Source organism: Streptomyces sp. NPDC030296 (genome assembly GCF_055572815.1).
The window spans coordinates 355,313-367,343 of sequence record NZ_JBVICQ010000003.1 but is presented as its reverse complement, the minus strand read 5'-3'; the positions used below and the strand labels follow the sequence as shown (position 1 = coordinate 367,343).

Below are 12,031 nucleotides of genomic sequence, written 5' to 3'. Positions count from 1 at the left end.
GGTCTCCGCTCCCACGCGCCCCATACCTAGGGCGGTCTCACGCCCCGGCGTTCTCCTTCACGGTGATGCGCCCCTTGCGGATCGTCGCGACCCGGGGGGCCTTCCTCGCCAGCGTCGAGTCGTGCGTGACCATGACGAAGGTGAGTCCGTGCTCCTTCCACAGGGCCTCCAGCACCTCCATGATCTCGTCGCGCGTCGACTCGTCGAGGTTGCCGGTGGGTTCGTCGGCCAGCAGCACCTTGGGCCGCTTCACCAGCGCGCGGGCGATCGCGACCCGCTGCTGCTGACCGCCCGAGAGTTCCGCCGGAAGATGCCCGAGCCGCTCCCCCAGCCCCACCGACTCCAGCGCCTCGGCGGCGCGTCGCCGCCGCTCCCCCGCCTTCACACCGAGCGGCACGAGCGCCGTCTCCACGTTCTCCTGCGCGCTCAGCGTCGGGATCAGATTGAAGCTCTGGAACACGAACCCGATGCTCTCGCTGCGCACCCGGGTGAGCCTGGCCTCCGACAGCCCGGCCAGATCGGTGCCGTCGAGTTCGACGCTCCCGCCCGACGGCCTGTCGAGCCCGCCGAGCATCTGGAGCAGCGTGGACTTCCCGCCCCCGGTGGGCCCTTGGATGACGAGACGGTCCCCGTCCGCGATGGTGAGGTCGACTCCGTCGAGCGCGTGGACGGTGTCCTTGCCCCGGGTGTAGCGCTTGGTCACGCCGGTGAGTACGTACATGGTGCAACTCCTGGATGGTGTGAGGACGCGGCCGACGTGCCGCTCGGGTCGGGGACGGCGGCCGGCTACTCCACCCGCCGCAGGGCGTCGGCGGGGCGCAGCCGGGAGGCGCGCCAGCCGCCGAACGCGCCCGCGATCAGTCCGCCGGTGACGGCGAGGCCCACCGCGAGGGCGACCGTGGAGAGGCTGACGGGCGCGGTGAGCGCGACGTCGAGCGCGTTCGACGCCGCCTGGCGTCCGCCGCCCGCACCACCGGCGCCCGGGAAGCCCCCCGCGCCGGGTCCGCCGCCCGCGCCGCCGAACCCGCGTCCGGCCGCACCGACCTCCGCCTGAAGCGTCGGGCTGATCGCCGTGACGGTGTACGCACCCGCGAGGCCCAGCGCGATGCCGAGCGCCCCGCCGGCGAGGCCGTTGACCATGGCCTCGCCGACGACCTGCCGGGTCACCCGCCCCGACCTCCAGCCGAGCGCCTTGAGCGTCCCGAACTCCCGCACCCGGCGCGAGACCGCCGAGGAGGTGAGCAGCCCGGCCACCAGGAACGCGGCGGCGAGCACGGCGGCGGAGAACCACCTGCCGACGTTCGAAGCGAGGTCGGAGGCGGTGGACAGCGACCCGGACACGGTGTCGGCGAGATCGGCGGAGGTGGTGACCGTGGTCCCCGAGATGTTCTTCTGGATGGCCGACTTGACGGAGCCGATCCGCTGGGAGTCGCTCGCCTTGACGTAGATCGTGGTGACCTCGCCCTGGGAGTCGCCGAGCGTCTGGGCCTGCTTCAGCGGCATGTAGAGGTCGGCCGCGGCGTCCCCGCTGTCGGGGGTGGCGATGCCGATGACCTTGTACTTCGTGGCGTCGATGGTGACGCTGTCACCGACCTCCAGCTCCTTCTCGCGGGCGTAGGAGGCGTCGGCGACGACGACCCGCGCGTCGCTCTCGGAGGTCGTGAACGTACGTCCGCCGGTGATCTTCGAGGAGGTGAGGGGGCCGAGGTCCGGTTCGGTGACGTCGGTGCCGTAGACGGAGTAGTTGTCGACGTCGAACTCGGCGCCGCCGCCCTCGACGCGCCCCTGCGGCTGCCCGGCACTCCCACCGTTCTGTCCGGGACCGCCCTGCTGCCGGCCGCCCGCGCTCTCGTCCTGCTGGAACCGGCCGCGCCGGAACTGCCCGTCGACCTTGATGACCTGGAGGCTGAGGCCGCCGACGGCCTCCGCGACGCCCTGCTGCTCGGCGACCTCGGTGACGGTGGAACTCTTCAGGGTCTGGAAGCCCTGGACGCGGACGAGGTCGCTGCTCTGCTCCTCGTCGGAGTCCTCGTCCCGTGCGTCGAACTCGAAGCGGGGGCGTTCGGCACCGTTCTCGCCGGGAGCGGCGGCGGCCTTGGTGACGGTCATGTCCGTCCCCAGGCCGTAGAGGGAGGCGAGCACCTTGCCCTGGGCCTTCTCCATGCCGGACGACACGGAGCTGACCACGATCACCAGCGCGATGCCGAGGGCGAGCCCGGAGGCGACGACGAGCGCCGCCCTTCTGCGGCGGCGCAGTTCGCGCCTCAGGTAGGTGAGAAACATGGCCGAAAGCTAGGGAGGCCACGTGATGACGGGATAAGCCCCTCGTAAGAGCGGGATGAGAACGCCGAACCCGGCCGGGAAGCGCCGAACCTGCCCCCGTAGGACGCCGAAGCCGCCCCTGAGGGCGGCTTCGATGTCAGGAGGCCGGAAGAGGGTCGGTGCCGCGTCCGGTGTTCGGCGCGGCACCGCTCGGCCGGCGGGTCAGGCCGCCGAGCCCGCCTTCCAGTCGGCCCAGCTCAGGTTCCAGCCGTTGAGGCCGTTGTCCGGGGCGACCGTCTTGTCGCCGGTGTTCTTGACGACGACCACGTCACCGACGATGGAGTTGTTGTAGAACCAGGCGGCCTCGGTGTTGGGGTCGTTGGCGCCCTTGGTGTCGTTCAGACCGACGCAGCCGTGGCTGGTGTTGACGTTGCCGAAGATGGAGTCGGCGCCCCAGTAGTTGCCGTGGAGGAAGGTGCCGGACGTCGTCAGACGCATGGCGTGCGGCACGTCCTTGATGTCGTACTCGCCCTTGCCGTCGTCGTCGGTGAAGCCGACCGTCGCGCCGTTCATCCGGGTCTCCTTGAACTTCTCGGAGATCACCATCTGGCCCTCGTACGTCTTGTTCTCGGGCGAGCCGGCGGAGATCGGTATGGTCTTGACGACCTTGCCGTCCTGCATGACCTTCATCTGCTTGGTCTTGGCGTCGACGACCGAGACCTGGTTGCGGCCGATCTTGAAGGTGACCGTCTTCTGCTGGACGCCGTAGACGCCGTCGGCGCCCTCGACGCCGTCGAGCGCGAGCTTCAGCGTGACGGTGGAGCCCTCCTTCCAGTAGTCCTCGGGCCGGAAGTCGAGGCGGTTCGCGTTGAACCAGTGCCCGACGACCTCCTGGCCGGAGCTGGAGGAGACGGTGATGCCCTTCTGGACGGCGGCCTTGTCTGTGATCGCCTTGTCGAAGTTGATCGAGACCGGCATGCCGACGCCGACGGTGGAGCCGTCCTCGGGCGTGAAGTTGCCGATGAAGCTGTTGGCGGGCGAGACCGTGGTGAACGCCGCGTTCTCGTGGGCCTCGCGGCCCTCGGAGTCCTCGGCGGTTGCGGTGATCTTGTAGTTGGTGGACCGCTCCAGCTGCACGCTCGGCGCCCAGCTCTTCTTGTCGGCGGATATCTCACCCTGGACGGCGGCGCCGTCCGTGGTGGTCATCGTCACCTTGGTGAGCTCGCCCTTGCTCACGGTGACCTTGGCGGAGTTGTTGATGGAGGCGTTGTTCGAGCCGTCCTTCGGGGTGATCTTGATGTCGGCCTCGGAGGTCTTCTTGGCCGCCGCCTCGTCGACCTTGGACTGCGAGGAGTCCCCGCCGTCGCCGCCGGAGGCGTTGTCGCCGTCGCCCCCGCTGCACGCAGAGAGCACCAGCACCCCGCCGAGCAGTGCGGACGCGACCGTCAGGCCCTTGCGCCGCTTACTGTTCGTCATCACACGCTTCTCCATCGTTGCCGAAATCCCCAAGAGCCGAGAATCCCCGTAAGCACTGAAACGCCATTACGGCACCGAGCCGTTCCGCTTGGCGCCGTTGTGTGGGATACGCCACTCCGCCTGGTCCGGGTCGCCAGCGACCCCGGCGGTGGTGCGCGAGTGACCAGTGCGCCCCTCGGGACGGGAGAACCCCGGGCGGCGGTCGCCGCCCGGGGTCATGTTCTCCCCCAAGGCGCCTCAGCCGCGTCCGACTTCCTCGTCGTCCTCGCCGTCATCATCCTCGTCGAGGCCCCATTCCGGCGAATCGGGGTCGTAGTCGATGCCCTCACTGCTCCAGGAGGCCTGCGCGAGTTCGACGCCCGGCACCTCACCGACCAGGTCGAACGGGTCGATCAGATAGGCGAGCGCCTCCGCTGTGTCCTCCGTCACCGCGCTCTCGGCGTGTACCCGTTCGTCGCCCGGCATATCAGGATCGCCGGCGATCCGTCGCAACGCGGCGCCGGTGACGGCCTCGACGTTCTCGACCTCCACCACCAATTCCACGCGAAGACGGACAAACTGTGATGTCTCATCTGTAGTCATGCCTCGGAGCGTACGGCTCACACGTCCCGCGACTTTCCCGCGACCCGCGACTTTCATTAGCATCGCTGTCCACGGCCAATTCGCCAGCGTCACAAGGGGATCGATATTCCGTGTCCGTCGCACGTCGCGCGTCGTCCACCGCCCGCCGATCGCTGCTGACCGCCACCGCCGCGGGGACCCTTCTGGCTGCCCTGTGGTTCGTGCCGTCGGCCAACGCGACCCAGGAGGCGCCGGACATACGGCAGGAGACGACGACCACGACCGATTCCGACGGGACGACCGACTCCGACGGGACGACCGTCTCCGGATCGGCCGAGGACGGGGAGTCGGCGGGCCGCACCACCCAACTCGCCGACACGGGCAGCCCCAACACCACGCCGTACATCGTCGGCGGCACCCTCTTCCTGGGCCTCGGCGCGGGCTTCGTGGCGTTCTCGGTGCGCCAGGGCCGCCTGGAGGCGTACTGACGCGCCCGGCACTGACACGCGTACGCAGGGGGGCACCGCCACGTGGGCGGTGCCCCCCTGCGCGTCCCGGTCGGGCGCTGGCCCCAGGGGCAGAGGTCAGGCCAGCGGGCCGGTGACCGACTCGGCGGCCGCGACCAGCCGGCCCTCGCGGACGAACGTGTCGGCGAGCGCCAGGTCGGGGGCGAGGAAACGATCCGGCCCGGGGCCCTCGACTCCGAACTTCCGTACGGCCTCGATGACCGCCCGGGTGGCCGGCGCGGGCGTGAGGCCGTCGCGCAGCTCCACGCCGCGCGTCCCGGCGTAGAGCTCGACGGCGAGCACCCGGGTGAGGTTGTCGACGGCGGTGCGCAGCTTGCGGGCGGCCGACCACCCCATGGAGACGTGGTCCTCCTGCATCGCGGAGGACGGGATCGAGTCCGCCGAGGCCGGGACGGCGAGCCGCTTCAGCTCGCTGACCAGTGCCGCCTGCGTGTACTGGGCGATCATGAGGCCCGAGTCGACACCGGCGTCGTCCGCGAGGAACGGCGGCAGCCCGTGCGAGCGGTTCTTGTCGAGCAGCCGGTCGGTGCGCCGCTCGGCGATCGAGGCCAGGTCCGCGACCGCGATGGCGAGGAAGTCCAGGACGTACGCGACCGGGGCGCCGTGGAAGTTGCCGTTGGACTCGACCCGCCCGTCCGGCAGGACCACGGGGTTGTCGACGGCGGACGCCAGCTCCCGCTCGGCGACGAGCCGCGCGTGGGCGAGGGTGTCCCGTCCGGCGCCGGCGACCTGCGGGGCGCAGCGCACCGAGTACGCGTCCTGCACGCGCGGCGCGTCGTCCTGGTGGTGCCCGGTGAGCCCCGAACCCCGCAGTACGGCGAGCATGTTGGCAGCGGAGGCGCCCTGTCCGGGGTGCGGGCGGATGGCGTGCAGCTCGGGGGCGAGGACCTTGTCGGTGCCGAGCAGCGCCTCCAGGGAGATCGCGGCGGTGACGTCGGCCGACTTGTACAGCGTCTCCAGGTCGGCGAGCGCCATGACGAGCATGCCGAGCATGCCGTCGGTGCCGTTGAGGAGGGCGAGCCCCTCCTTCTCGCGCAGTTCGACGGGGGTGATGCCGTGCGCGGCGAGCAGCTCGGCGGCCGGCCGTACGACGCCGTCGGGGCCCTCGGCGTCGCCCTCGCCCATGAGGGTGAGCGCGCAGTGCGACAGCGGGGCGAGGTCGCCGGAGCAGCCGAGGGAGCCGTACTCGTGCACGACGGGGGTGATCCCGGCGTTGAGGACGTCGGCCATGGTCCGCGCGACCTCGGGGCGCACACCGGTGCGGCCGGAGCAGACCGTCTTCAGCCGCAGGAACATCAGCGCGCGGACGACCTCGCGCTCCACCCTCGGGCCCATGCCGGCCGCGTGCGAGCGGACGATGTTGCGCTGGAGCTGGGCGCGCAGCTCCGGGCTGATGTGCCGGGTCGCGAGGGCACCGAAGCCGGTGGAGACCCCGTAGACGGGTTCCGGTTTGGCCGCCAGCGCGTCCACGATCCCGCGGGCCGCGGCGAGGGCCGCCAGCGCCTCCTCGGAGAGCTCGACCCGGCTGCCGGCGCGCGCCACGGCGAGGACGTCGGCGGCGGTGACACCGGACGTCCCGAGGACCACCGTGTCCACAGAGTGCATATCCATATTCAGGATCGTAGGGACTGAATCGCCGAATGTCACGAGCGGAGGCCGGGTGGACTCCTTACCGGACCGACGACCCACGACACGATCCGCGACATTCTCGGACGAAGCAATTCGCGTAGATCAGAGAACGATCAGAGTGTTATGGGAATTCGATCAAAGAACGATTAGAAACTCGCAGGTAACAGACGTATCCGGCAGGGCGGGGGGTTACGGTCATGACACCTGATGCGTTGACGCCTCACGTGCACGTCGCCTCCCCCGTGCGCGCACATGACGGGTCGACGCCTCAAACGACCTCAGGTCCCCACGGCCACCACTCCCCCCTGTCGGCCGTGGGGCCCCTACGGCCCCGGCCACACCCCCGGCGTCCGTAGGCGTCCCAGGGCCGCGCGCGACCTCGACCAGGCGCGCGGCCCGCCCTAGGGCCGGCGCCCTCGAATGCGGCGCCGGTCCCCGGGGTGTGCCGGGTCGGCGGGCGCGGGCGGCCGGTCGGCGAGCCGGACGACCGGGTCCTCGCCGTCGTCGCCCTCCCGGCCCGCGACGACCGGCTCCAGGGAACCGGCGGCCTTGGCCCGGTACTGCGCGGCGTCCGCGAGCCGGAACAGCCGCCGCGCCGAGCGCAGCGGCCCGATCGGGTCCCCCGTGGAGGCGACCCCGCAGGCCACGCCGCCACCGGGCTCCAAGTCCCGCGCCCGCGCGCACAGGTCACCGGCCACCCGCACCACCTCGTCCGCCGAGGGCCCCACCGCGAGTAGACAGAACTCGTCGCCGCCGAGCCGCGCGGCCAGGACGTGCGGCAGCTCCGCCGCGCAGCGCGAGAGCACCGAGCCGAACCGCTCCAGCACCTGGTCGCCCACGGCGTGCCCGAAGGAGTCGTTGACCTTCTTCAGCCCGTTGAGGTCGCAGACCACCAGGCTGATCACGGTGCCGTCGCGCCGGTGCGCCTCCATCGCCTCGTCCAGCCGCAGATCGACCGCGCGCCGGTTGCCGAGGCCGGTGAGGGGGTCGGTGAAGGCGAGCCGCCGGGCCTCCTCCAGCCGTTCCGACTGCGCGATCCCCGCCGCCACGACCGAGGCGAGGACCGTCGCGAACGCGGCGTCGTCACCGTGGAAGACGGGCTCTCCGGCGGGCCGGGCCACATACAGCTCGCCCCACGCCCGGCCGTTCAGCACGACCGGCGCCACCACGCAACAGCCCCGGCCGCGCCGGCGCAGCGCCGCCACCCGCTGATGGCAGTAGCCGCCCCGGCGCCGGTCCGCGACCGGCCCGGCCGCCGTCTCCACCCAGGCGTTGGGCTCACCACCCTCCAGCCACCGCTCGTGCAGGAACTCCGCGATCTCCGGGAACTGGTGCACGGGGTACGTCTCGTCCTCCGGGAACTCCTCCTCGTCCGCCGCCCGGTTGCCCACGTTCACGAGCACCCGCAGCAGCCCGCGCTCCCGCTCCCACACGGACAGCGCGGCGAAACTGCCGGACAGGGCCCGGCACGCCCCGTCCGCGGCCGCCCGCCACGACTCCTGCGGCGTGTGCGCGGCGGCCATGCCCCGCGCCAACGCCACCACGGCCCTCAGCCGTCTGTCCTCACCCACGACTCCAGGCTAGGGAGCTTTGCGCCGCTTTGAGACGTTGGCGAGGCGAACAGGGGTACGGCCCGACCCCGTCCGCCCCGACCACCGGGCAAAGAGAGGTACGGCCTGCCCACACCCGCCCCGATCACCAGGGCGAACAGAGGTGCGACCCGAGCCCGCCCGTCTCGGTCACCCACGCCGAGCGCGGGGCGCGGCCCCTGTCTCTCAGGGCCGGAGGGGACGGCGCGACCACCACCGACCCTCGGACCCTCCGCGTACGCCCCCGGCGGAGCCCGCGGCTCACTCCCCCGGCCACTCCGGCTTGCGCTTCTCGTTGAAGGCGGCCACGCCCTCCGCCCGGTCGCCCGAGAACGCCACCGAACGCCACGCCGCGTCCTCGACGTCCAGCCCCGCCCGCAGATCGAGCCCGTGGCCCAGCCGCAGCGCCCGCTTCGCGGCCCGCAGCCCCACGGGCGAGTTGGCGGCCATCCGCGCGGCCAGCGCCAACGCCTCCGTACGGTCCTGCCCCTCCGCGACCAGTTCGTCGACCAGACCCAACTCCCGCGCCTCCGCGGCCTCCAGGCGTCGCGCGGTGAAGATCAGCTCGGCGGCCCGCGCGGCCCCCACCCGACGCGGCAGCAGCTGCGTACCGCCGCCGCCCGGAATCACCCCCACCGACACCTCCGGCAGCCCCACCACCGCCGTACGGTCGGCCACGATCACGTCGCAGGACAGCGCCAGTTCGAACCCGCCGCCCAGCGCGAAGCCGTGCACCGCGGCGACGGTCGGCATCGGCAGCTCCAGCACACCGGTGTACGCCGCGCGCGCGACGGGCCGCTGCCGCACCAACTCCGCGTCACTGAAGGAGTTCCGCTCCTTCAGGTCGGCACCCACGCAGAACGCCCGCTCGTGCGTCGAGGTCACCACGACCACCCGTACGTCCCGGTCGGCGGCCAGCGCGTCGCACGCGGCGGCGATGGAGCGGGCCATGTCGGTGGAGACGGCGTTCATGGCCTTCGGCCGGTCGAGGGCTAGTTCGGCGACGTACGCGTGCCGCCGCACGACCACGAACTCGCCGTACCGCCGCTCGCCGCCCGGCCCCTCTGCGACATCGACACCGACACCCATGACACCCTCCGGTTAACGCGGGTTAACTACCGTCACTCCGATCATCGCAGCCCGGCCCGTCCCGCAACACCCCGGTCACGGCGCGGGCCCCCGGCGGCGACGCGTTCGGCAACCGCGCGCGACAACGCGTCGGCCCGTTTCCCCGTTCGAGTGACATCCGGTCCTTGACGGGCTCCATCGCCCACTTCGCCGCATAGCCTGCGCTCCGCCAGGCGCACCGGGGGGCTCGGGCGCGGAGGGAGGACGGACCATGACGACGAACACGGTGACCAGGCCGACGACACCCACAGGTGGGGCACGCCCGAACACCCCACCGACGGCACCCCAGCCGCCGACGCCGCGACCACCCGCCTCCGCGACGGCACAGCCCCGGAAAGCCCCGCCCTCATCCCAGCCGCAGCCGCCGGCACCCTCGCCCCAGGCGAGCACCAGCACGTGGCGCGGGCCCACGACGCCCGAGGCTGACCGGCGACCCCCCGGGGCCCGGGCCGCGACCGGCTCACCCGCGACGCAGGCCTCGCCAGGCTCGCCGTCGCCGCTAGGACCCCCGTCAGGGACGATTCGAGGTGCCTCGGCGCCCTGGACTCCGTCGGCCGCGTCCGGATCGTCGAGCGCGGTCCCTGCGGCGGACGCGTACGACGATCAGCAGGCGCCTGTCGTCCTCGCCGGGCGGCCCCGTGGGCGGCACCGGCGGCCGCGTCCCCGGAAGGTGCTGTTCGCGGTCGGTGGGATGGCTCTGGCGGCCAGTGCGCTGAGCCTGCTGCGGCTGGCCTCGGACCCGGTCTCGGGCGGCGGCGCGGCCGGTACCGCGCCGAGGGCGGCGGACGACCTCTCGGACGAAGCGACCGATGAGCCGACCGGTACCGGCGCTTCCCTGGGCGGCGTGCCCTCGGCGGAGCCGACCGCCGACTCGCCGATGGGCGACACGGGCGCCGCGCCGACGGCACCACCGGCACCGGGTTCGGCCACCGCCGTAGCGAAGCCGTCGGCGACCTCGTCCGTCCCCTCCATCGGCGTCGAACTCCCCGACGGCCCCGCCGCTCCATACAGTCCCCCGGCCCGCGCCACGCTCCCCGAGAGCCCGGCGGCCCCCGAGGCCCCCCGCCCCACCCCGGACACGCCCACCCGACAGCCGCCCGCGGCCGGGCAACCCGCCGCATCCGACGCACCGGCCTCCCCGACCACCCCCGACACCACGACCGAGCCGACTCGGCCGCAGCGGCCGGGCCCGTGCGTCCCGATCGTCGGCCTGTGCGTCGACGACACACAGGTCGGCAGGTGAGAACGGCCCTCCCGGCAGCCGACGCCACACCGCGACCGCCCGGCAGCGGCGCCACGGCTCGCAGCCCACGGCCCGCGATCGGACGCCGCGGGCCTCATTCGGCGCGGAGTCCCGAGCCCTCGGCCCAGGTCCCCGCCGGGGAACGCGGTGCCTCACCCGACTCTCGTCCCGGCGCCGCACCGCTCATCCGCCCGGTCGCCGACTCGCACCCTCAGTCCTTGCGCCCCTCAGCCGGAAGCCCACCGCTCGGTCACCCGGAGTCACCGGACGATCGCGGCGGTCACCCGTCCGGGCCGCGCGCGGCCGGGTCTACGCCCTGCCCGGTCGGCGGGTGAGGAGCCACGGCTGGACCACGCCGAGACCTCGTACGGGGCGTTGCCACATGGGCTGGAGGGCGAAGCGGTACGTCGGCGGTTCCTCGCCCTCCTTCTCGGCGGCGGCCGCGGCCTCGGCGGCCTCCGTCTCGGACGCGGGGGCCTCACCGGTGCGGATGAGCTCCTCGGCGAACGCGGCGTCGACGAGGACCGCGTCCTTGGGCGCTATCGAGGTCAGCCGGCTCGCGAGGTTCACCGTGGAACCGAACACGTCGCCCATCCGCGTCGTGACGGTCCCGAAGGCCATACCGACGCGCAGTTCGGGCATGGTCTCGTCGTTCGCCATGGTCTCGATCAGCCGCAGGGCGATCTCCGCGGCCACCCCCGAGTCGTCGGTGGCGTAGAGGACCTCGTCACCCAGGGTCTTGATCAGCCGGCCCCCGTTCGCGGCGACGAGATCCGCGGCCGTGGTCTCGAAGGCCTCGACGAGTTCGCCGAGCTCCTCCTCCTCCATACGGCGGGTCAGCCGGGTGAAGCCGACCAGGTCGGCGAAGCAGACCGCGAGCCGCCGGTCGACCATCTCCTCGTCGTCGGCGGCCTGCACGACCCGGCCGGTGGCGGCGGCGAGCTGGCGCCGCCAGACGTAGACGAGGAACTCCTCCAGCTCGGGCAGGAGCAGTTCGACCAGGGGGTACGTCACCTCGGTACGGGTCATGCCCGGCTCCGGCGGCTCCGTCAGCCCCTCCAGGAACGAGTCGATCTGCCACTCGGCGAGCCGCGCCGTGGTCTGACCGGTGGAACGTGCCACCTGCACGGCCATGGCCTCGCTGAGCAGGCCCGCCTCGACGAGACCGGCGAGGCGCCGCAGGGCGAGGACGTCCGCCTCGGTGAGCGCCTTGGCCTGGCCGATGTCCGCGAAGCCCATGGCCCGCCAGAACCGGGACGCCAGTTCCATGGAGACGCCCGCGCTCCGGGCCGCCTGGAAGGGGGTGTAACGACGCTCGGCTCCGAGGATGAGCCCTTCGAGCCGCAGCGCGAGCGGGTCCTCCTCGCCGCCGTCCGCGCCCTGGGGGTCCGGCGGGTCCACGCGGCCCTGCGCGTCCGTGCCGGAGCCCGTGTCCTCGACGCTCACGCCAGCTGCCCTTCCGATCTCCCGCGGTCACGTACTCGACCGGCCTCAACTCTACGGCAGGTGTGCGCCAGCTCACTCCGTCAGGTGTGGCCGACAGGGGTGCCCTCCTTGACCGTACGGCCACGGCGTGCTCGCTGCCCCCGGGAGCGGAACCCCCGGGTGCCCCACCC

At 72.6% G+C, this 12,031-nt stretch carries 10 protein-coding genes; 2 read left to right on the top strand and 8 right to left on the bottom strand.

All coding sequences use genetic code 11. The features are described 5' to 3' along the window. Positions 1-37: 37 nt before the first annotated feature. The 4 genes from ACZ4Z3_RS09665 to ACZ4Z3_RS09650 all read right to left on the bottom strand — a co-directional run bounded on the left by ACZ4Z3_RS09665 (position 38) and on the right by ACZ4Z3_RS09650 (position 4,320). Positions 38-721 carry an ABC transporter ATP-binding protein gene (locus ACZ4Z3_RS09665; RefSeq protein WP_468500456.1) on the bottom strand — a complete coding sequence of 228 codons (684 nt, stop codon included), beginning with the start codon at positions 719-721 and terminating at the stop codon, positions 38-40. Positions 722-786: 65 nt separating this feature from the next. After that, the gene (locus tag ACZ4Z3_RS09660; protein WP_468500455.1) at positions 787-2,283 is read right to left on the bottom strand and encodes an ABC transporter permease; all 1,497 of its coding nucleotides are present in this window, start codon (positions 2,281-2,283) and stop codon (positions 787-789) included. Between the two features lie 201 nt (positions 2,284-2,484). Next, positions 2,485-3,753: a L,D-transpeptidase gene (locus ACZ4Z3_RS09655; protein ID WP_468500454.1), complete on the bottom strand. Its 1,269-nt coding sequence runs from the start codon at positions 3,751-3,753 to the stop codon at positions 2,485-2,487. A gap of 222 nt (positions 3,754-3,975) precedes the next feature. Beyond that, the gene (locus ACZ4Z3_RS09650) at positions 3,976-4,320 is read right to left on the bottom strand and encodes a hypothetical protein (protein WP_468500453.1); all 345 of its coding nucleotides are present in this window, start codon (positions 4,318-4,320) and stop codon (positions 3,976-3,978) included. A 110-nt stretch (positions 4,321-4,430) separates the two neighbouring features. Between ACZ4Z3_RS09650 and ACZ4Z3_RS09645 the strand changes: the two genes are divergently transcribed. Further along, positions 4,431-4,787, top strand: coding sequence for a hypothetical protein (locus tag ACZ4Z3_RS09645; protein WP_468500452.1), 357 nt, complete (start codon positions 4,431-4,433; stop codon positions 4,785-4,787). 96 nt (positions 4,788-4,883) lie between these two features. On the opposite strand, the gene hutH is transcribed toward ACZ4Z3_RS09645, so the two are convergent. The 3 genes from hutH to ACZ4Z3_RS09630 all read right to left on the bottom strand — a co-directional run bounded on the left by hutH (position 4,884) and on the right by ACZ4Z3_RS09630 (position 9,133). Then, on the bottom strand, positions 4,884-6,422 hold the full coding sequence (gene hutH, locus ACZ4Z3_RS09640; protein WP_468500829.1) for a histidine ammonia-lyase: 1,539 nt from the start codon (positions 6,420-6,422) through the stop codon (positions 4,884-4,886). Between the two features lie 434 nt (positions 6,423-6,856). Beyond that, entirely contained in the window at positions 6,857-8,026 is a 1,170-nt protein-coding gene (locus ACZ4Z3_RS09635) for a GGDEF domain-containing protein (protein ID WP_468500451.1), read from the bottom strand. Between the two features lie 279 nt (positions 8,027-8,305). Further along, the gene (locus ACZ4Z3_RS09630) at positions 8,306-9,133 is read right to left on the bottom strand and encodes an enoyl-CoA hydratase/isomerase family protein (protein WP_055524409.1); all 828 of its coding nucleotides are present in this window, start codon (positions 9,131-9,133) and stop codon (positions 8,306-8,308) included. A 730-nt stretch (positions 9,134-9,863) separates the two neighbouring features. Between ACZ4Z3_RS09630 and ACZ4Z3_RS09625 the strand changes: the two genes are divergently transcribed. Next, the gene (locus ACZ4Z3_RS09625) at positions 9,864-10,415 is read left to right on the top strand and encodes a hypothetical protein (protein ID WP_468500450.1); all 552 of its coding nucleotides are present in this window, start codon (positions 9,864-9,866) and stop codon (positions 10,413-10,415) included. Positions 10,416-10,724: 309 nt separating this feature from the next. On the opposite strand, the gene ACZ4Z3_RS09620 is transcribed toward ACZ4Z3_RS09625, so the two are convergent. Then, complete coding sequence (locus ACZ4Z3_RS09620) at positions 10,725-11,861, bottom strand: adenylate/guanylate cyclase domain-containing protein (protein WP_468500449.1); 1,137 nt, start codon at positions 11,859-11,861, stop codon at positions 10,725-10,727. Positions 11,862-12,031 lie beyond the last annotated feature (170 nt).

What these genes read in the sequence shown, in the direction of transcription:
- ACZ4Z3_RS09630 (WP_055524409.1), bottom strand. Translation starts at nt 9,133, where the DNA reads ATGGGTGTCGGTGTCGATGTCGCAGAGGGGCCGGGCGGCGAGCGGCGG.
- ACZ4Z3_RS09660 (WP_468500455.1), bottom strand. Translation starts at nt 2,283, where the DNA reads ATGTTTCTCACCTACCTGAGGCGCGAACTGCGCCGCCGCAGAAGGGCG.
- ACZ4Z3_RS09665 (WP_468500456.1), bottom strand. Translation starts at nt 721, where the DNA reads ATGTACGTACTCACCGGCGTGACCAAGCGCTACACCCGGGGCAAGGAC.
- ACZ4Z3_RS09625 (WP_468500450.1), top strand. Translation starts at nt 9,864, where the DNA reads ATGGCTCTGGCGGCCAGTGCGCTGAGCCTGCTGCGGCTGGCCTCGGAC.
- ACZ4Z3_RS09655 (WP_468500454.1), bottom strand. Translation starts at nt 3,753, where the DNA reads ATGGAGAAGCGTGTGATGACGAACAGTAAGCGGCGCAAGGGCCTGACG.
- ACZ4Z3_RS09650 (WP_468500453.1), bottom strand. Translation starts at nt 4,320, where the DNA reads ATGACTACAGATGAGACATCACAGTTTGTCCGTCTTCGCGTGGAATTG.